Annotated in this window: 22 protein-coding genes; 10 read left to right on the top strand and 12 right to left on the bottom strand. The window is 63.0% G+C overall.

The features are described from left to right. Positions 1 to 435: 435 nt before the first annotated feature. From CUV01_RS12515 to CUV01_RS12500, 4 genes are all read right to left on the bottom strand, one after another. Positions 436 to 969 (bottom strand): 5-formyltetrahydrofolate cyclo-ligase, encoded by a 534-nt coding sequence (locus CUV01_RS12515; RefSeq protein WP_101460772.1) that lies wholly within the window; start codon positions 967 to 969, stop codon positions 436 to 438. After that, entirely contained in the window at positions 966 to 2354 is a 1389-nt protein-coding gene (mgtE, locus tag CUV01_RS12510) for a magnesium transporter (RefSeq protein WP_101460771.1), read from the bottom strand. Before mgtE ends, CUV01_RS12515 begins: the two co-directional genes overlap by 4 nt. A 40-nt stretch (positions 2355 to 2394) precedes the next feature. Beyond that, positions 2395 to 3183, bottom strand: coding sequence for a histidinol-phosphatase (gene hisN, locus CUV01_RS12505; RefSeq protein WP_101460770.1), 789 nt, complete (start codon positions 3181 to 3183; stop codon positions 2395 to 2397). Between the two features lie 112 nt (positions 3184 to 3295). Beyond that, complete coding sequence (locus CUV01_RS12500) at positions 3296 to 3655, bottom strand: helix-turn-helix domain-containing protein (protein WP_101460769.1); 360 nt, start codon at positions 3653 to 3655, stop codon at positions 3296 to 3298. Positions 3656 to 3833: 178 nt separating this feature from the next. On the opposite strand from CUV01_RS12500, the gene CUV01_RS12495 reads away from it, so the two are divergent. Together CUV01_RS12495 and CUV01_RS12490 are read left to right on the top strand one after the other, a co-directional pair. Further along, entirely contained in the window at positions 3834 to 4799 is a 966-nt protein-coding gene (locus CUV01_RS12495) for an NADPH:quinone oxidoreductase family protein (RefSeq protein WP_101460768.1), read from the top strand. Between the two features lie 137 nt (positions 4800 to 4936). After that, positions 4937 to 5686 carry a Bax inhibitor-1/YccA family protein gene (locus CUV01_RS12490; protein WP_101460767.1) on the top strand — a complete coding sequence of 250 codons (750 nt, stop codon included), beginning with the start codon at positions 4937 to 4939 and terminating at the stop codon, positions 5684 to 5686. Positions 5687 to 5845: 159 nt separating this feature from the next. Here CUV01_RS12490 and rpmG read toward each other — a convergent pair whose 3' ends face one another. Both rpmG and CUV01_RS12480 read right to left on the bottom strand, forming a co-directional pair. Further along, positions 5846 to 6013 carry a 50S ribosomal protein L33 gene (gene rpmG, locus CUV01_RS12485; RefSeq protein ID WP_011750518.1) on the bottom strand — a complete coding sequence of 56 codons (168 nt, stop codon included), beginning with the start codon at positions 6011 to 6013 and terminating at the stop codon, positions 5846 to 5848. Between the two features lie 114 nt (positions 6014 to 6127). Next, positions 6128 to 7321 carry a multidrug effflux MFS transporter gene (locus CUV01_RS12480; RefSeq protein WP_101460766.1) on the bottom strand — a complete coding sequence of 398 codons (1194 nt, stop codon included), beginning with the start codon at positions 7319 to 7321 and terminating at the stop codon, positions 6128 to 6130. Between the two features lie 297 nt (positions 7322 to 7618). On the opposite strand from CUV01_RS12480, the gene CUV01_RS12475 reads away from it, so the two are divergent. Then, on the top strand, positions 7619 to 8191 hold the full coding sequence (locus CUV01_RS12475; protein ID WP_101460765.1) for a thymidine kinase: 573 nt from the start codon (positions 7619 to 7621) through the stop codon (positions 8189 to 8191). Positions 8192 to 8255: 64 nt separating this feature from the next. Continuing rightward, complete coding sequence (locus tag CUV01_RS12470; protein ID WP_232962218.1) at positions 8256 to 8930, top strand: DUF2270 domain-containing protein; 675 nt, start codon at positions 8256 to 8258, stop codon at positions 8928 to 8930. A gap of 95 nt (positions 8931 to 9025) precedes the next feature. Here CUV01_RS12470 and CUV01_RS12465 read toward each other — a convergent pair whose 3' ends face one another. Next, positions 9026 to 9484: an SRPBCC domain-containing protein gene (locus CUV01_RS12465; RefSeq protein ID WP_101460764.1), complete on the bottom strand. Its 459-nt coding sequence runs from the start codon at positions 9482 to 9484 to the stop codon at positions 9026 to 9028. A gap of 115 nt (positions 9485 to 9599) precedes the next feature. Between CUV01_RS12465 and CUV01_RS12460 the strand changes: the two genes are divergently transcribed. From CUV01_RS12460 to CUV01_RS12435, 6 genes are read left to right on the top strand one after another with little or no spacing between them, the layout of a single operon-like run. After that, entirely contained in the window at positions 9600 to 10757 is a 1158-nt protein-coding gene (locus CUV01_RS12460; protein ID WP_101462065.1) for a D-alanyl-D-alanine carboxypeptidase family protein, read from the top strand. After that, the gene (gene tmk / locus CUV01_RS12455; protein WP_101460763.1) at positions 10757 to 11368 is read left to right on the top strand and encodes a dTMP kinase; all 612 of its coding nucleotides are present in this window, start codon (positions 10757 to 10759) and stop codon (positions 11366 to 11368) included. The genes CUV01_RS12460 and tmk overlap by 1 nt, the downstream gene beginning before the upstream one ends. Next, a complete protein-coding gene (locus CUV01_RS12450) occupies positions 11365 to 12468 on the top strand; it encodes a DNA polymerase III subunit delta' (protein ID WP_101460762.1) in 1104 nt (367 codons plus the stop codon). Before tmk ends, CUV01_RS12450 begins: the two co-directional genes overlap by 4 nt. A 1-nt stretch (position 12469) precedes the next feature. Beyond that, complete coding sequence (locus tag CUV01_RS12445; RefSeq protein WP_101460761.1) at positions 12470 to 13285, top strand: TatD family hydrolase; 816 nt, start codon at positions 12470 to 12472, stop codon at positions 13283 to 13285. Further along, positions 13282 to 14112, top strand: a complete 831-nt coding sequence (locus CUV01_RS12440) for an MBL fold metallo-hydrolase (protein ID WP_101460760.1) — start codon at positions 13282 to 13284, stop codon at positions 14110 to 14112. The genes CUV01_RS12445 and CUV01_RS12440 overlap by 4 nt, the downstream gene beginning before the upstream one ends. Next, a complete protein-coding gene (locus CUV01_RS12435; RefSeq protein WP_101460759.1) occupies positions 14109 to 15053 on the top strand; it encodes an AEC family transporter in 945 nt (314 codons plus the stop codon). Before CUV01_RS12440 ends, CUV01_RS12435 begins: the two co-directional genes overlap by 4 nt. 74 nt (positions 15054 to 15127) lie before the next feature. On the opposite strand, the gene CUV01_RS12430 is transcribed toward CUV01_RS12435, so the two are convergent. The 5 genes from CUV01_RS12430 to CUV01_RS12410 are packed head-to-tail and all read right to left on the bottom strand — an operon-like array spanning position 15128 to position 19712. Continuing rightward, positions 15128 to 15688, bottom strand: a complete 561-nt coding sequence (locus CUV01_RS12430; protein ID WP_101460758.1) for a hemerythrin domain-containing protein — start codon at positions 15686 to 15688, stop codon at positions 15128 to 15130. After that, positions 15685 to 16305: a LysE family translocator gene (locus CUV01_RS12425; RefSeq protein WP_101460757.1), complete on the bottom strand. Its 621-nt coding sequence runs from the start codon at positions 16303 to 16305 to the stop codon at positions 15685 to 15687. Before CUV01_RS12425 ends, CUV01_RS12430 begins: the two co-directional genes overlap by 4 nt. A gap of 11 nt (positions 16306 to 16316) precedes the next feature. Beyond that, on the bottom strand, positions 16317 to 17270 hold the full coding sequence (locus tag CUV01_RS12420) for an ABC transporter permease (RefSeq protein WP_101460756.1): 954 nt from the start codon (positions 17268 to 17270) through the stop codon (positions 16317 to 16319). 6 nt (positions 17271 to 17276) lie between these two features. Then, positions 17277 to 18575: an ABC transporter permease gene (locus CUV01_RS12415; protein WP_101460755.1), complete on the bottom strand. Its 1299-nt coding sequence runs from the start codon at positions 18573 to 18575 to the stop codon at positions 17277 to 17279. Positions 18576 to 18635: 60 nt separating this feature from the next. Then, positions 18636 to 19712, bottom strand: a complete 1077-nt coding sequence (locus tag CUV01_RS12410) for an ABC transporter substrate-binding protein (protein WP_101460754.1) — start codon at positions 19710 to 19712, stop codon at positions 18636 to 18638. Positions 19713 to 19761 lie beyond the last annotated feature (49 nt).

Raw genomic sequence — 19761 nt, 5'->3', positions numbered from 1 at the left:
CCCGCAAAGGCGGGACCGTTCAGACGATGTCGCGCCTGATCCGAACTCGATCATTGAAGTGGCCGTGCCGCGCCTGATGGTCCTTAACGAGTGCCACCATATGTTGTGTGCGCCTTGGCCGCAAAACACAAACTGACGTGTCTCTCGGTCGCTTTCAACAGATTTTTTACATCTCGTGAGCAGTCTTTTCTGTTGACAAGATTTGATCGCGGCGACGCGGCAGAATGCTGCATTGCCGCGACTCGAAAGCTTAATGAAACCTTAACAAGGACAAAAATTTCAATGATATGGCGGGCTTCGCCAGCAGGATTCACGCGATTTCCACAGGGTTATCCACTGATCCGCCCCCAAATGGTGGTCAGATGGGCGCCGTGAGATTGTGACGAAACGGTAACGGCGCGCAGGCGAAAAAAATCGCAGGCGCGGCGCGGGACGCTATATCTTGATTGTTTCGCGGTCGGTCACAACCATATCAAGCGGCTGATCAAAGGACTCGGCCGGAATCGCAGCCAGTTCCTGCGTCGCAAATGCCAGCCCGATGGCGGTCACCGGACCCGCCCTGCGCAGCAGTTCCAGCGTGCGATCGTAATATCCACCGCCATAGCCGATGCGGTTGCCGGCGCGGTCAAAGCCCGCCAGCGGCACGATCAGCACCTCTGGCGTCAGCACAGCGGCATCCTCGGAGGGGTGTGAGGTCCCGAAAGAACCCGCGACCAGCGCCCCGCCATCCCATTGCCGAAAGATCAGCGGCACGGCCTTGCCGGGCACGACCGGCAGGCAGACAGGGCCCTCATGTGCGGCCATCGCGGCGCGCGGATCAGCCTCGTCCCGCATCGGGAAATAGCCCGACAGGACCTGCCCCGCAAAAGGCCGCAGCGCCGCCATGAGATTGGCGGCAAGCGCGGCCTGATCGCCACCCTGCCCGCGCGCCGCCAGCGCCTGCGCCCTGAGCGTTGCCTTGTCGGTCATGTCAGCACCGTCGCGGCAAGGCCCAGAAAGGCAAAGAAGCCGACCACATCGGTGACCGTGGTCACGAAGGTGCCCGAGGCCAGCGCCGGGTCAGCCCCGACCTTTTCCAGCGCCAGCGGAATCAGAATGCCGGCCAGCGCGGCGATGGCCAAGTTCACCACCATTGCTATGGCGATCACAGCGGCCAGTGAGACGCCGCCAAACCAGATCCAGGCAACGATGCCCATGACGATGGCAAAGGCCAGCCCGTTCAACAGGCCCACGATGGCCTCTCGCCTGACCACGCGCATGACATTGCCGCCCGACAGGCTTTTGGTGGCCAGCGCGCGCACCGCGACGGTCAGTGTCTGGGTGCCGGCATTACCGCCCATCGAGGCGACGATGGGCATCAGCACGGCCAGCGCGACAATGGCGCTGATCGTATCCTCGAACATGGCGATGACCAGCGAGGCGATAACGGCAGTGGCAAGGTTCACCGCCAGCCACGGCAGGCGCTGCCGCAGCGTTTCCATCACCGTATCGGTGATTGCCGAATCCTCGCCCACACCGGCCAGGCGCAGGATGTCTTCTTCGTGTTCCTCGTCCAGCACCGACATGGCGTCGTCTATGGTAATGACGCCCACCAGACGCTCATCATTATCCACGACGGGCGCGGAAATCAGGTGATACTGGTTGAACGCATAAGCCACATCGCCCTCATCCGCGGTGGCGCTGATGGTGCGGAAACTGTCTTCGGTGATGTCGGTCAGCTTGATCGGCCGGGATGAGGCCAGCAGCCTGCCAAGGGCCACATAGCCCACGGGATGGCGGCGCGGATCGACCAGAATGATGTGATAGAACTGCTCGGGCAGCCAGTCCTCGGCGCGCAGAAAGTCGATGGTTTCACCCACGGTCCAGTGCGGCGGCGCGGTCACCACCTCGGATTGCATCAGACGGCCGGCCGAATATTCGGGATAGGTCAGTGACTGTTCGACGGCGGCACGGTCGGATTCGTCCAGCGCGGCAAGGATTTCCTCGCGCTCGCCCTCGTCCATGTCCTCGATCAGGTCGACGACATCATCGCTGTCCATTTCCCGGACGGCTTCGGCCAGCACCTCTTTGGGCAGGGCCTCGATCACCTCGTCGCGGATCGCCTCGTCGATTTCCGAGAGGATCTCGCCGTCCATCTCGATCGAGTAAAGCTGCAGGAACTTGCGGCGATCGGCAGGGTCCAGCCGTTCGATGATATCGGCGATGTCGGCCGCGTGCATCGGCTCGAGCAACTGTTCCAGTTGCGTGGCATCATCGGCCTCAAGCGCCGCGTCAATCTGTCGAAGCACCGTGCGACGAGGGATGAACTCCTCGTCTTCCTCGGCTTCGGGCTGCTCGGTGATCTGATCAGACATGCGCGCCTCGCTTTGCCGGTAGGAACAACAGCCGTTTACGTCAGCCTTGCAAAAAATCCAATGCAGCCGCGTGAATTTCCGGCGATGCGGCAGCGATGACACGCCCGCCCGCCTCGGCCGAGCCGCCCTGCCAATCGGTCACAACACCGCCTGCCGCCTGAACCACGGCCAGCGGTGCCGCGATATCATAGACATGCAGCCCCGACTCGATCACCAGATCGATATGCCCCAAAGCCAGCAGGGCATAGGCATAGCAATCCAGCCCATAACGCGTCAGCCGCGCCTTGGCGGCGACGCGCTGAAACGCCGCGCCATCCTCGGCAGTACCGACCTCGGGAAAGGTCGTCATCAGCGTTGCATCCGACAGCGCCACACCACGCCGCGTGCGCAGCGGCTCTTCGCCGCGCGGCCCGATCAGTCGCGCGCGGCCAAAGCCGCCTTCGAACCGCTCGCCGGTATAGGGCTGATCGATGATGCCATATGTCAGACCGGCGTCATTGCCGACACCGATCAGCACGCCCCAACTGGGCGCGCCGCAGATAAAGGCACGGGTGCCGTCGATCGGGTCCAGAATCCAGCGGATGCCGGAGGTCCCGGCGCTGGTGCCGTATTCTTCACCGATCACCGCATCATCAGGCCGGCGTTCTGCCAGAACCTGACGCATGGCGCGCTCGGCGGCCTTGTCGGCCTCTGTCACCGGATCAAAGCCGGTGCTCAGCTTGTTTTCGGAATGCAGATCACTGCGTCGAAAATAGGGCAGGATCTCGGCCCGCGCGGCATCTGCCAGCAGATGCGCAGTGGCCATGATGTCGTTTCTGTCATCGGTCATGCCCGGCCCCTACAGGATCTGCGGGCAGGCATAAAGCAAGCGGCGACATCGGGGAAGACGCGGGGCGCGATCCGTGGTTCGCGCCCTATTCGTCAGATGTGCCGCGGCGCTTTCAAGCTGCGTCGGACAGAACCCGCGCCAGTTCGAAAATCTGGCGGCGCTGTGCGACCGGCATGGCGTAATATGCACGCACCAGTTGCAGAGCTTCCTTGTCGCCCAGAATATCCCCTTCGACCTCTGTGGCCGTCGCGTCTTCGTGCAAGCCGTCGAAGAAGAAGCTGACAGGCACTTCCAGCGCCCGCGCAATATCCCAAAGACGCGAGGCAGAGACGCGATTCATCCCGGTCTCGTATTTCTGGATCTGCTGGAACTTGATTCCAACTGCTTCTGCCAATTGTTGTTGGGTCATACCTATCATCCACCGACGATGGCGAATACGCTTACCCACATGAACATCTACACCGTGCTTCATAACTCACCTCACTCAATCTATGAGGGCAGTAACCCAGCCCGGCTGACTTTTCGACAACGATGATGGTAAAGGAACCCTTTCCTGACCAAAAAGACAGGTCTCGGATTGCGCAGTCTGCAACTGTTTCTCTACCAGATGGCAAAATATTGTCCAAATGGACAGTTCACGAAAGGACGCGATGAAAGACATTCGAATAGCCCGGATTCCCCAAAGCGAATCACTACCGGTGGTTTCAACCACTGCGGCACCGACCGCCGCCGACCAGCGCGTTCTTGTCCGAATGCGCGCGGCAGCATTGAACTTTGCCGATATCCTGAAAAGCCGTGGGCAGTATCAGGAGGCTCAGCCCTTTCCTTTCGTGCCGGGGCTTGAGGGCGCGGGCGAAGTGATCACCGCCCCTGCAGAGAGCGGGCTGATGCCGGGCGACCGCGTGGCAGTCTGGGCGCCGGGGACCATGACCGAGGTCATGGCGGTTCCTGCCGATGCCTGCCTCAAGATCCCGGACAACATGTCCTTTGACCAGGCTGCCGGCTTTCAGATCGCCTATGGCACCAGTCATCTGGCGCTGGTGCATCGCGCCGGGCTGCAGGCCGGCGAAACTCTGGCCGTGCTGGGTGCCGCTGGCGGCGTCGGCCTGACCGCCGTGCAGATCGGGCGCGCCATCGGTGCGCGGGTGATCGGCGTGGCGCGTGTTCCCGAAAGGCTGGGCATCGTTGCCGAGGCGGGCGCGGACGATCTGATCGACAGCGACGACAGCCCCGATCTCAAGGCCGCCTTGCGCGAATTTGGCCCCATCGACGTGGTGTACGATCCGGTCGGCGCCGAGCCGGGGCTGGCCGCCTTTGGCGCGCTGCGCCGGGGCGGGCGCTTCCTGATCATCGGCTTTGCGGGCGGCAAACCGCCGCGCCTGCCGCTGAACCATGCCCTGGTCAAGAATATCGCCATTTACGGATTTTACTGGGGCGGCTATCGCGACCTGGACCGGCAGGCCCTGCGTGACAGTCTGGCCCAGTGTTTTGCGCTGTTCGCAGACGGAAAACTTGCGCCCCATGCCGGCGAGGTGCTGGATCTGGACCAGATTGCAGAGGGCTATCGCCTGCTGGAAGCCCGAAAAACCACCGGAAAGGTCATCATTCGGCTGTGATGACGCGGATTTTAGCGTTTCTGCAGTCGTTTTCGGCCCTGACAGGATTGAAAATACCGGGGAGTCTGCCAATATTTTACCATGACGAGAAACGGGTGGCGTCGCTGCCCGTCTGGCATTTGCCGAGGGAGATTTAGATGGCAGATTACAACACGATCCGAACCGCGCAGGGGCAAGCAACCCGCTCGGCCGAGATCGATGAAGGCCTGCGCGCCTATATGAGCAAAGTCTACAGCCTGATGGCCATCGCAATGACGGTCACGGCAGTCTTTGCCTGGGGCATCAGCCAATTGGCTGTTTCGCCTGACGGGACGCTGACGGCACTGGGCGCGGCGATCTATACCTCGCCGCTGCGTTGGGTGATCATGTTTGCCCCACTGTTGGTCGTGTTTGGTTTCGGCGCGATGCTGAACCGGCTGTCGACCTCGGCGGCGACGATGATCTTTTACGGCTTCGCAGCCCTGATCGGTCTGTCGGTCAGCTGGATCTTCATGGTCTATACGTCGGCCTCGGTGGTTCAGACCTTCCTGATCACCGCAATCGCCTTTGCCGGCCTGTCGCTCTATGGTTATACGACCAAGCGCGACCTGTCGGGCATGCGGACCTTCTTGATGATGGGCCTGATCGGTCTGATCGTCGCCATGGTCGTGAACATCTTCCTGCAATCCTCAGCGATGCAGTTTGCGATTTCGATCATCGGCGTGCTGCTGTTCTCGGCCCTGACGGCCTATGACACGCAGAACATCAAGAACACCTATCTGGCGATGGCGAACTCGAACCGGGACTTCCTGGGCAAGGCCGCCATCATGGGCGCGCTGCAACTGTACCTGGACTTCCTGAACCTGTTCATGTTCCTGCTGCAGTTCCTGGGCGCATCGCGCGACTGATCGCCACGAGCGACCAGATCGAATCAAGGACAAGGCCGGGCGTTCGCGTCCGGCCTTTTTCGTCGCGCCTGGCCCGGCCCGCAAAGATCACCAAGCCCCGGATACGAAAAAACCGCGCCGAATGGGCGCGGTTCTTATCATTCAGGAATTGGCGTGATCTTACTTGATCTTGCCTTCCTTGTATTCGACATGCTTGCGGACAACCGGATCGTATTTGTTCACGGTCATCTTTTCAGTCATGGTGCGGGCGTTCTTCTTGGTAACGTAGAAGTGCCCGGTGCCCGCCGTCGAGTTCAGGCGGATCTTGATCGTCGTCGGCTTCGCCATTTCATCTGCTCCTGCTACGGCAGCACACGCGTCGCGGCCCCGTGGAATTCGATTGAAGCCCGCCTTTTACAGCGCGAAGCAGCAGAGTCAACAGCAAAACCGGCCCTTGCGTGCCTAGGCCGCGCGCCAGCGCAACCGGGGCAAAGAGACAGCCGCCGCGCCCCATGCCAAAGACGCGCAAAGCGCAATCGCCGGAACCATGGTGCTGACGGTATTATCCATGATCGGCCCGGTCAGCGCGATCATGATCCCGCCGGTCAGCATCTGGATCGTGCCGCCCAGGGACGAGGCCAGCCCGGCGATGTCGGGATGCGGGTCCAGCGACATGACCATCGCGGTCGGCATCACCAACCCCAGGCAGGCATTGGCCAGAAACAGACCCGCCATCACCACGGGCAGGTGATCGACACCCAGCCAGACCACCGCCGTCAGCAGCAGCGCGAACCCGGCAAAGCCGGTGATCGCCAGCGAGATGACCCGCTCCATCCCGTAACGTTCTGCGAGATAGCCGGCGAATTGCGAGGCCGTGAAAAAGCCGATCGCATTGACCGCGAAGGCCAGTGAAAACCCAGTGGGGCTAAGGCCATATTGCCGCGTATAGACAAAGCTGGCGCTGGACAGAAAGACGAAAAAGCTGGCCATGCCAAAGCCGCCGATCATGGTCAGCCCCATAAAGCGGCGATCACTCAGCAGTCGCTTCGCCCCCCTCAGCAATGGTGCCACCCGCACCGGGCGCCGGCTTTCCGGCGCCAGCGTTTCGGGCAGCACGAACAGGATCAGGCACAGGCTGACCAGTGCCGCGATGGCAAGCACGACAAAAATCTCGCGCCAGCCGCCCCACAGCATCACCATCGACCCGGTCAGCGGCGCCAGCATGGGCGAGACCGCGATCACGATCATGATCGCAGCCATCATCTTTGCCGCCGCAGGGCCCGTCGCCTTGTCGCGGATCACGGCGCGCGGCACCGCCATCAGCGTGGCCGCACCCAGCCCCTGCCCCGCGCGTGCGGCGATCAGCCAGCCGATGTCGGGGGCCAGCGCTGCACCGATGGTCGCCACCAAAAATATGGTGACGCCGATGATCATCGGCGTTCTGCGCCCGATCGCGTCGGACATGGGGCCATAGATCATCTGCGCCAGACCAAAGACGATGAAATAGGATGTCAGCGTCAGCGCAGCGCCGGCCTCGGTCGTGCCAAGATCGGCGGCGACCTGCGGCATGGCCGGCAAATACATGTCGATCGCAAAAGGACCGACGGCGGATAGCACGCCCAAAACAAGGGCCATGCGGAACAATGGGTCACGCATCGTATAACCTGAAATGTGAGTATCGAAAAAGGCGTCGCAGCATTGCGCGAAACGGATCAGACCGCCGCCATGCGGATCTTATGCCAGAAATGCCCGGGGGCCGCAACGCGATGGTTGGGGCCCTCCGCATGGTGGCGACACCGCGCGGTTAACGCCGGGCGGCAGCGACAGGATCGTCCGACAGGACGATCCTTCCCCGGTTTCGGTCATCGCACGGCTGGTCGCGCGCGGGGGGAAACGCTTGCCTGCACCCTGGTATCTTGTCGCCCCGCGCTGGCGGCGCTATCTGCTGCGTTCATGGCCAAGCTTTATTTCCACTATTCGACCATGAATGCCGGCAAAAGCACCTTGCTGTTGCAGGCCTCTTACAACTACCGCGAACGCGGGATGGCGACGCTGCTCTTGACCGCCGCGCTGGATGATCGCGCCGGCACCGGGCGCATCGCCAGCCGGATCGGCATCTCTGACGACGCGCTGACCTTTGACAGCGCCACCGATCTCTTTGCGCTGATCGGCAGCCAGGGCACGGATCTGGCCTGCATCTTCATCGATGAGGCGCAGTTCCTGACCAGGGATCAGGCCTGGCAACTGGCCCGCGTGGCCGATGATCTGGGCATACCGGTCATGTGTTACGGGCTGCGGGTCGATTTCCGGGGCGAGTTGTTCCCGGGCAGCGCCGCGTTGCTGGCGCTGGCCGATGATCTGCGCGAGGTCCGCACCATCTGCCATTGCGGGCGCAAGGCGACCATGGTGATCCGTCGTGGCGAGGATGGCCGCGCCATCACCGAGGGTGCCCAGGTGCAGGTTGGCGGCAACGAAACCTATGTCTCGCTTTGCAGGCGTCACTGGCGCGAGGCAGTGGGCCGCTAAGCGCCCGCAATCCTTGCGAGGACAGACCGAAAAGTGCAAGCTGACCATAGGGATGGAGGCAGCGATGGACGGACCGGTCAAAGAGCGCAAACAGCTCGATTCCGCCGAAATGGGTGTGATCGCCCATCTCTATCGCGGAGAGGTTTACCGCTCGACCATCTGGCGCACGCGGCTGGATACCACGACGAACTGGTCGGTGGTCACGCTTGGTGTCGCGCTGTCGATCACTTTCGCCTCGCCCCAAGCCTCGCCGCTGCCGCTTATTCTGGTGGGCATCCTGATCGTCTTTTTCCTGATGCTCGAGGCACGGCGCTATCGTTATTTCAACGTCTGGCGCGCCCGCTGCCGCTGGCTGGAACTGCATTTCATGGCGCCGATGCTGAAAGAGGGCGATCTGCACCTCGAGGAACACTGGCAGGACCGCCTCGCCAATGACTACATGCATCCCCGATATCACGTCAGCATGTGGACCGCCGTCGGGCGACGCATCCGGCGCAATTACTTCTGGATCCTGCTGATCCAGACCGTCGCCTATATCGGCAAGCTGATTGTTCACCCCTTGCCCGTCACTTCGACCGAAGAACTGCTTGGCCGCGCCGCCATCGGGCCGTTTCCCGGTTGGCTGATCCTGACCATCGGGGGGGTCTATTGCCTCAGTTGGGGCGTGATCGCCATCTGGAGCGAGCGCACCGACGCCAAGCGCGCGCAAAAGCGGCGCGATCCTCTGGGCATGGGATAGGTGCTGCGGTCCCAACAGGCGCATGCGTCACAGCATCGGCTGATAACAATGATTCAGGTGTAAAACCTGCAATCGCCGCCACCCTCACCCTTGGGCTATTTGTACATCCCCGTTCGCAGCACCACGCCATGATCAAGCCAGGCCTTCATCGCCGCCAGCATCTGCGACCAGCCCATGCAGTTGCCATAAGCCGCCTGCAGGCCCTCAGGCGTCGCGGGCCAACCCGATTCGGTGACTTCGACCTTGGTCCGCGCCTCGGTCAGCGCGCCGAAGCGAAAGGTAACGCGGCTCATCCCCTTGCCCAGAGGCGAGGGCCAGTCGAACTGAACCTGCTCGGGCGCATCGGCGACCAGCACATCGACATCGAAGGGGCCGGGGAAATCGGCAAATTCCCACCTGACCTTGGCCCCGCGATCCATCCGGCCCCTGGCCCCGCCGGTGGTGAAATAGGCCGCCAGCTTGTCGGGGTCCACGACCGCGTCGAACACCTGTTCACGCGGCTTGTCGATGATCGCCCAGACGGTGAAATCCATATCGCTGTCAGAGATGCTCATATCGTCAACCTTTCATGAACCTTTCGCGGTTCAAAATCGCGTCTGTGGCCACCGGCTGCGTTGCGAGGCGGCGGGGCTTGATGTAACCAATTGCCAAACAGGCAAAGGAAACCCCATGCGCGCGCTTTTGTTCCGCATCACCGCCATCGTGCTGATCGCCCTGCCCGGCCTGACCTACGCGCAGGGCTTTGACACCAACGCCCGTTCGGCCTGGGTCTATGATGTCGCGACCGGCACGGTTCTGATGGAAAAGAACGCCGATGAGCCGTTGCCGCCCGCCAGCATGTCCAAGCTGATGACGGTCTACATGCTGTTCGAGGCTCTGCGCGAGGGCCGGGTCCAGATGGATACGCGCCTGCCGGTCTCGACCAAGGCGCGGCAGATGGGCGGCTCTACCATGTTCCTTAATGAACAGGATCGTCCCACGGTCGAGGAACTGATCAAGGGCATCATCGTGCTGTCGGGCAATGATGCCTGCGTCGTGGTGGCCGAAGGTCTGGCCGGGACCGAGGATGCCTTTGCCCGCCAGATGACCGAAAAGGGCAAGGCCCTGGGGCTGACGAATTCGACATTTGCCAATGCCTCGGGCTGGCCCGATCCCCGGCATCGCATGTCGACACACGATCTGGGCGTCCTCGCACAGCACCTGATCCAGGATTTTCCGCAGCTTTATACGTATTTCGCGCTGACCGAATATCCCTTTGACAACCGTGCGCCCTCGAACCGCTTTAACCGCAACCCGCTGCTGACCCTTGGTATCGGCGCTGACGGACTAAAGACCGGCCATACTCAAGAGGCAGGCTACGGGCTGACCGGCAGCGCCGTACAGGGCAACCGCCGCATCATCTTTGTCGTCACCGGCCTGCAGACCGAGGCCGCACGCGCCGAAGAGGCCGAGCGTATCGTCAGCTGGGCCTTTCGCCAGTTCACCATGAAAACGCTGGTGCCCAAGGGCGAAACCGTGGTCGAGGCACCGGTCTGGCTGGGATCGGCCTCACGCGTGGCGCTGACCACCAAGGACGGGCTGAACGTGCTGATCCCCGGCGGCGCAGGTGATCGCGTCACCGCAGAGGCCGTCTATACCTCGCCCATCTCGGCCCCGATCACGGCTGGTCAACAACTGGGCGAGTTGATCGTGACCATTCCGGGCACGGGTGAGGCGCGGATGCCGCTGCTGGCCGCAAGCGACGTGGCCGAGGCCGGTTTCCTCGGTCGCATCAAGGGTGCGGCGATGCAACTGGGCGGTCGCGCGGTCGAAGCCGCAGGGCTTTGATGTTCATCAGCTTCGAAGGCATCGACGGCTGCGGCAAATCCACCCAGTCCCGCCTGCTGGCCGAGGCTTTGCGCGACGAGGGCCGCGACGTGGTGCTGACCCGCGAACCGGGTGGCAGTCCGGGCGCCGAGGAAATCCGCCGGTTGCTGGTCGAAGGCACGGGCGAACGCTGGTCGCCCGAGACCGAGACTCTGCTTTTCACGGCCGCGCGGCGCGACCATCTGGAACGTCTGATCCGCCCGGCACTTGCCGCGAACCAAACCGTCATCACCGACCGCTTTGCCGACAGCACGCGGGTCTATCAGGGCGCCACGCGCGGCGATTTGCGCGCCATGGTCGACCGGCTGCATGAGGTGATGATCGGGGTCGAGCCTGACTTGACGCTGGTCATCGACATCGACGCCGCCACCGGCCTGCGGCGCGGAACGGCGCGCGGCGGCGGCGAGGATCGCTTTGAAAGCATGGGGCTGGCATTTCAGGAAAAGCTGGCTGCCGGGTTTCGTGCGCTTGCTGCCGAGTACCCCGACCGCGTGCGCCTGATCGACGGATCGGGCAGCGCCGATCAGGTCGCGGCCCGCGTCCGCCGCGCCCTGCCCGCGATGCCTGCATGAGTGATCCCGACGATATCCCCGAACCCGACCGGGTTCCCGGTGCGCCGCATCCGCGCATGGCGCCGCGTGTGATTGGCCAGCCATCCGCCATCGCTGATTTCATTCAGGCCGCGCGCAGCCAGCGTCTGCATCACGGCTGGCTGTTGACCGGACCGCGCGGCGTGGGCAAGGCGACGACGGCATGGGCCATCGCCCGCTGGCTGCTGACCGGCAGCGACGCCGACGACCTGACCGCGCCGATGGATGCGCCCGAGGCGCGACGGCTGGCGGCACTGTCGGAATCCAACCTGATGCTGATCCGCCGCCCCTGGGATGACAAGACCAAGCACTTGCGCGCCGAGATCACCGTGGATGAGGTCCGCAAGCTGCTGTCCTTTTTCCATATGAGCGCGACCGAAGGCGGGCGGCGCATCGCAATCATCGACGCCGCCGATGAGATGAACCCGGCTGCCGCCAACGCCTTGCTGAAGGTGCTGGAGGAACCGCCACAGGACGCGCTGATCCTGATGGTGGCCCATCAACCGGCGCGTCTGCTGCCGACGATCCGCTCGCGCTGCCGCGAATTGCGTCTGACGCCGCTGTCGCCTGACAATATGGCCGGCGTGCTGGACAGTCTGGGCAGCGAGGCGGATGCAGAAAAGCTGGCCGCGCTGGCCGGCGGCTCGGTCGGTGAGGCACTGCGGCTGTCCGGTCAGGACGGGCTGGCGCGCTATCAGGATCTGGTCGATCTGATGGCCACCCTGCCCGCGATGGACCGGCAAATGGCCCTGAAACTGGCGGAACGTGCCGCCGGTCGGGCCAATGCCGATGGCGATCCCTTTGATCTGCTGATCACGCTGCTGGACCGACTGCTGACACGGCTGGCGCGCGCCGGCTTGATGGGCGCGCCGCTGCCACAGGCTGCCGAGGGCGAGGGCAAGCTGATGGCGCGGCTGTCGCCCGATGATCGCGCCGCGCGGGATTGGGCGGGCGCACAGGCGGAACTGTCGGCACGGGCGCGGGCGGGCCGGGCGGTGAACCTTGACCCCGCCGCACTGGTGATGGATATGCTGACCGGGCTGGCGCATCTGCCACCCGCGCAATCAGCAAAGGTATCCTGACATGACCGATGCGCCGACTGCCATCCCCGCTATTGTAGACAGCCATTGCCATCTGGATTTCCCGGATTTCGACGGCGAACATGACGACCTGCTGACCCGCGCGCGGGCGGCTGGCGTGACGCGCATGGTGACCATCTGTACCCGCCTGCGCAACGAACCCAAGGTCCGCGCGCTGGCCGAGGCGCATGACGGCGTTTTCTATGCCGCCGGCACCCACCCCATGAGCGTGGCCGAGGAACCCATGGCGACGCTGGACGAGCTGATCGCACTGGCTGATCACCCGAAATTCGTGGGCATTGGCGAAACCGGGCTGGATTACCATTACACCGCCGACAGCGCCGCCGCACAGGCCGAAAGCCTGCGCATCCACATTCAGGCCGCGCGGCAGACCGGCCTGCCGCTGATCATCCATGCCCGCGACGCGGATGAGGACATGGCCCGTATCCTGACCGAGGAACATCGCGCAGGCGCCTATAGCTGCGTCATGCATTGTTTCAGCAGCGGAGCCGGGCTGGCACAGGCGGCGCTGGATCTGGGGTTTTACCTGTCGATGTCAGGGATCGCCGCCTTTCCTAAATCGCAGGCGCTGAGAGATATCTTTGCCGCCGCGCCGCTGGACCGCATTCTGGTGGAAACCGACAGCCCCTATCTTGCGCCGCCGCCCCATCGCGGCAAACGGAACGAGCCCGCCTATACCGCCAAGACCGCCGCCGTCGGGGCCGAGGTCTTTGGGCTTGATTACGCAGAATTCGCCCGCGCCACATCGCAGAATTTCGATCGCCTGTTCTGGAAGGCGGCAGCGGGCGCGGGGGCATGATCCGGGCGACGATTCTTGGCTGCGGCTCTTCCGGGGGCGTGCCGAGGATCGGCAACAGGTGGGGCGATTGCGACCCGACAAACCCCAAGAACCGCCGCCGCCGCTGTTCGCTGCTGGTCGAGCGCATCGGTGATCAGGGCGTGACGCAGGTGCTGATCGACACCGGGCCGGATATGGTCTGGCAGTTGCTGGATGCCGGTGTGACCACCGTGGACGCGGTCGTCTATACGCATGCCCATGCCGATCATGTCCACGGCATCGATGATATTCGCCAGCTTGCCTATAACGCCCATCAGAAGATGCAGCTTTGGGCCGATGCACCGACCAGCGCGGCGTTGATCGAACGCTTTGGCTATATCTTTGAAACACCCGCCGGCTCTGGCTATCCGCCGGTTGCGGTTCTCAACCCGATCGAGGGGCCGGTGCGCATCGATGGTGCGGGCGGCATTCTGGAATTGCTGCCCTTTCGGGTCCATCATGGCGAGATCACGGCCCTTGGTTTTCGCATCGGCGGGCTGGTCTATCTGCCCGATGTGTCGACGATCCCCGATGCCGCCTGGCCCCTGATCGACGGGGCCGATGTCTTTATCTGCGACGCGCTGCGCATGACACCCCATCCCAGCCACGCGCATCTGTCGCTGACACTTGACTGGATCGCACGCGCCATGCCCGAACGCGCCGTCATCACGAACATGCATCTGGATATGGATTACGCGACGGTCATGGCCAGCACGCCTGATCATGTGGTGCCGGCCCATGACGGGCTGGTGGTCGAGGCCGGGCTGACCGCCCCTGCCCCCGGCCCCCAGACCGAGGCAGCCTCATGAGCGATCTCTTCACCGTCATCCTGCCGGTCTTTCTGGTCATCGGCTTTGGCTATCTGGTCGCGTGGCGCGGCTGGTTTTCCGAAACCCATGTCGACGGGCTGATGCGGTTTGCGCAAAGTTTCGCGGTGCCGGTGCTGCTGTTTGCCTCGATCGCGCGGCTTGATCTGGGCGCGGGTTTTCGCGTCAACCTGATGCTGGCGTTTTATGGCGGCGCGTTCGCCGGCTATCTGGCGGGGTGGGCTGGCGCGAAATACATCTTCAAGCGCAACCCGTCGGATTGCGTGGCCATCGGCTTTGTCTGCCTGTTTTCCAACAGCCTGCTGCTGGGTATCCCGATCACCGAGCGCGCCTATGGTGCCGATGCGCTGGTCAGCAACTGGGCGATCATCTCTATCCATTCACCGCTGATCTATACGTTCGGCATCACCATGATGGAGTTCACCCGCGCCCGGGGGACTGACCTGTCAGTAGGCGCGGTATCGCTGCGTGCGCTCGGCGGCGTTGTGCGGACGCCAATGGTGATCGGCATTCTGCTGGGCTTTGTGGTGAACGCGCTGATGGGCGCGGGGCTGGTCATGCCCGAGGGGTTCTGGGCCGCCGTTGACATGATTGCCCGCGCCGCACTGCCTGCCGCGCTGTTCGGTCTGGGGGGCGTGCTTTATCGCTATCGTCCCGAGGGCGACATGGCGACGATCGCCATGTGCTGCGCGATCGGGCTGATTCTGCACCCCGCCGTCACCTATGGGCTGGGCCGCGGGTTGGGCGTGGATGTCGATGGCATGCGCTCGGCCGTGGTCACCGCCTCCATGGCACCGGGTGTGAACGCCTATCTGTTTGCCAATATCTATGGCGCGGCGCGGCGCGTGGCGGCCTCTGCCGTTCTGATCGGCACGGCGGTGTCGGTGCTGAGCATCTGGATGTGGCTGAGCGTCTTGCCTTGAGGGGGCTGCCGCCCCCGTCCGTGCTGGCGCACGGCCTCCCCCGCGGATATTTGGATGAAGAAGAAGCCTAAGGATTAGCCCAGCAAGCCCAGAGCGCCGAGGGCATCGCCGATCTGGGTTTCTTCATAGCCGAAATGCGAGCGGATGCTGCGGTGCAGTGGCGCATAGGCGGCTTCGACGGCGGCGAAACTGGATGGGCCCGGTTCACGCGCCAGCATTTCGGCGGCTTCTGCAAGATCCTGGATTTGCTGATGAATAAGTTCATGCTCGGCGATCAGCCGGTCGATCACCGCTGCGAGGGCCGGTGAGGCGGCGCGCTGCAGGGCCGGGAACAGCGAGTATTCCTCGATATCGTGATGGCCCTGCAACACGGTGCATTCTCGACCGCAAACCGTGCCAAAGGCCGCAAGGTTCTGGGTCATCGGCATCTCGGACAGTGCCGGGGCCAGACTGGCCGGGTCGGCGAGCCCCTCGCGGATTGCCGCCATCAGACGGCCCACGCCCTCAAGATTGCCCAGATGCATTCGGTGGATCGCGGCAAGATACTGACCACTGCTCTGCTGCTGCGGGGTCAGCCCCGGGATCGGCGGGGCCTTGGGTCGCGCGTCATCGTCTTCCAGTTCGTCGGGTGTCATTGGCGGCGCAGGGCAGCCGTGGCGACCCCCATTGCGATCAACGCGCCGCCGCCGATTCTGGACAACAAGATGGTGACTGATGGGCGGGTGATGCGCGCGCGCAGCCGATCAGCCAGCAGCGCATAGGCCAGCGCATTGATCGCGGCGAGGCCCACGAAAGTTGCGATCAGGATGGCGAATTGCGGGGCAAGTGCAGCCTCGGGACGGATGAATTGCGGCACGAAGGCGATGAAAAATGCGATGCTTTTCGGGTTCAGCGCCGTGACACCTGCCGCATGGATGAAAATGCGGCGTGGGGCAACGGGTGTCGTGTCAGCAAGGTTCACCCGGGCGGGCGCGCTGCGGATCAGCTTGATCCCCAGATAGACCAGATAGACGGCGCCTGCCCATTTCAGAGCAACGAACAGTGTGGCCGAGGTCAGCACCAACGCGCCCAGACCGACCAGCGATGCCGTCATGGCCACAAGATCGCCAAGCGCGACGCCTGCCGCCATGGCCAGCGCCACACGCCGCCCCTGCGTCAGCGCATAGGACAGCACAAGCAGGACCGTCGGGCCGGGGATCAACAACAATGCGGTCGACGCGGCGACAAAGCTGAGCCAGAGAAGCAGATCCATCGGCGGTTTTTCTAACGCGGGGTCACGCCGCGGATCCGCTCGGACCGGCGGCGCAGCAGCTCTACCGTGGTGAGCAGGGCAATCGAAAACAGGACCAGCAGCGTTGCAACGGCGAGGATCGCCGGGCTGATCTGTTCGCGGATGCCGTTCCACATCTGGCGCGGAATGGTCTGCTGGTCGGGGCCGGCGATGAACAGAACGGCGACGACCTCGTCGAACGAGGTGACGAATGCAAACAGTGCGCCCGAGATCACGCCGGGCAGAATAAGCGGCATGGTCACACGAAAGAACGTGGTGCGCGGGTTGGCGCCAAGGCTGGCGGCGGCACGGTTCAGCGATTGGTCAAAGCCGACCAACGTGGCCGTCACCGTGATGATGACAAAGGGAATGCCAAGCGTGGCATGGGCCAGGATCACGCCAAGATAGGTGCCCGCCAGACGTCCGCAATTGCCCGACAGCCCGATCCATGTCAGCAGCGAACAGGGGTTCGAGTAGAAAAAGAACATCCCCGTTGCGGTGATGATCAGTGGCACGATCATGGGCGAGATCAGGATCGCCATGATCCCCCGGCGGAACGGCATTTCCGGACGCGACAGGCCTAGTGCGGCCAAGGTGCCCAATCCGGTAGCCAGAATCGTCGAGAAGAATCCGATGATCAGCGAGTTCTTGGCCGCGTTCACCCATTTCGCATTGTTCCAGGCATCGGACCACCAGCTTGCATCGCGCGGCCCGTCGGGTGCCTGCATCCCGAAGGTCAGAAGGCTGTCATACCAGCGCATCGAGTACCCCTCGGGGTCAAAGCTGCGCATCTTTTCGGTGAAGGTGAAATAGGGTTCGGCGTTGAAGGACAGTGGAATGATCACCAGGATCGGCGCGATCAGGAAGATAAAGATCAGCGTGCAGAGCACCAGATAGGTCCAGTGCCAGACACGTTCCAGCGGCGAGGCGTAATTGGGAAGTGCCATGTTGCGTCACCCCAGCTTGAGATTGTCGATGCCGACGATGCGGTCATAGAGCCAGTAAAGGATCAGAACTCCGGCCAGCAGCAGCGCGGCCAGCGCGGCGGCCATGGACCAGTTCAGCGTATCGGTCATGTGCATGGCGATCATGTTCGAGATCAACTGTCCCGACGCGCCGCCAACCAGTGCAGGCGTGATGTAGTAGCCAACCGCCAGAATGAACACCAGCAAGGCCCCTGCCCCCAGCCCCGGCAGCGTCTGCGGGAAATAGATGCGTCGGAACGTTGTCCAACTGGTCGCGCCCAAACTGCGCGCGGCGCGCACATAAGACGGGTTGATCGTGCGCATCACCGAGTAAAGCGGCAGGATCATGAACGGCAGCAGGATATGCGTCATGGCGATGATTGAGCCGGTCTGATTATAGATCATCTGCAACCGCTCGCTGCCGCCGATCACGCCCATCCAGACCAGCAGATCATTGACCACGCCCTGCTGCTGCAGCAGCACGATCCAACTGGTCGTGCGCACCAGAAGCGAGGTCCAGAAGGGCAGCAACACAAGGATCATCAGCAGGTTCGATTTGCGCATCGGCAGCGTCGCCAGAAGATGCGCGATCGGAAAACCTAGGAGAAAGGTCATCGCGGTGATCAGCAGCGACAGCCACAACGTGCGCTGGAACAGCATCACGTAGACCTGCTGGCTTTCGCGCACCATGACAACGCTGCCATCATCGGCACGGGTGCGGTCCAGCGAGGCAAGGTAGAAATTCGTGGTAAACGGGGTCGAGGCCTCGCGCATGGCACCCCATAACTGGGGATCGGCCCAATCCTCGTCGATCTCCAGCAGCGCCTCGCGATAGGGCGGTTCGATCCCGTCGCGCACCTTGCGCCCGGTCGAGGTGAATTGCGAACGCGTGCCCGGTACGTCGTAATTGATGCGCGTGCCGACAACACCAATGCTGCGGGCCTCGGCCGATGCCACCAGATCATTGGCCAGCGCCGCCCAGGCGGCTTCGTCAGGCTCGGTTCCGTGGGGGTTCTCGGCAAACCAGGCCGAGATTTCCGGCATGTTGGCGGAAAACCCGTCATTGTAGAAGGACCGCTGCAGCATCTGCGCGATCGGCACCACGAAGGTGATGACCACAAAGGCCAGCAGCGGCAGCACCAGCAGAAAGGCGCGGCGTTTGGCGCGGCGCTGCGACCGGCGCAAGGCGCGGCCAAGCGGCTGCCCGTCAGCGGTGGTCAGCGGGCCATCATCGACGCCACCGGCGGCGGTGACGATGGCGGCATGAGGGTCGAGAGCCTGGGCCATGGTGCCTCTTGCAGGTCGAGGGGCCGCCGCGCGCAAATCGCGCGGCGGCCATTTCTTGGATCAGCTTGCCAGCCAGGCGTTGAACTGCTCGCTGAGTTCGGCGTCGTGATCCGCCCAGAATTCCGGATCATCCATGACCGCGGTGGTCAGATAGTCCGGGTTGGTCGGCATATGAGGCGCCATTTCGGTCGTGCCGTCCTGATACATGCCAACCAGAGCCGCCGAAGATTTGCGGGCCGGACCATAGGCGATGTATTTCGCCTGATCGGCCAGACGCTGCGTGTCGGTGGCATATTTCAGATATTCCATCGCACCCTCGGGATTGGGCGAATCCTTGGGGATCACGAACATGTCGAGATCCATGTATTGCCCGTCCCAGATGATCTCGAAGGGTTTGCCCTCGGCCACCATGGCGTCGAAGAAACGACCGTTATAACCGGTGGCCATGGTCACTTCGCCATCGGCCAGCAGTTGCACAGGCTGAGCGCCGGCCTCCCACCAGACGGTGTCGCCCTTGATGGTGTCGAGCTTTGCAAAGGCGCGCTGGACGCCCTCTTCGGTCGACAGCACGTCGTAGATTTCATCCGCGGCGACGCCATCGGCGATCAGCGCCAGATACAGCGTGCGTTTCGGGTTCTTGGGCAGGCCACGCTTGCCGGGGAATTTCTCGAGATCGAAGAAATCGGCTGCCGTGGCAGGCGCATCGCCTTCGAACTTGGTCGTGTCAAAGGCAATGACCGTACCCCAGAAGATATTCGCGACGGCGCAATCCAGAAGTGCGCCGTCGATGAAGTCTTCGGCGGCCGGTGTGCCATCGGGTGCGGCAGGCAGCATTGCCGGGTCGATCTCGACCAGGGCGCCCTCGTCGCACAGGCGGATCGCGTCGCTGACTTCGACGTCAAAGACGTCGCCCGTGATGTTGTTGGCCTCTACCTGCGCCTTGAGCGGCGTTGCCGGGTTATCGGCGGCGATCATGTTGACGGTGATGCCGGTCTCTGCGGTGAAGGGCTTGTTGTAAGCCTCGACCTGACTGACCTCGTAGGCGCCGCCCCATGAGACGACGTTGACTTCACCTTCGGCCAGCGCGGCACTGGCGACACCGGCAAGGGCGGTGGTGGCAATAAGAAGCGTTTTCATGTTGTTTCCCTGTTGGATGATCGTTTTTTAGTATATTGTTTTATTTCAC

This window comes from Paracoccus tegillarcae (genome assembly GCF_002847305.1).
Classification (GTDB): Bacteria; Pseudomonadota; Alphaproteobacteria; order Rhodobacterales; family Rhodobacteraceae; genus Paracoccus; species Paracoccus tegillarcae.
This window is presented reverse-complemented; position numbering and strand designations above follow the sequence as displayed.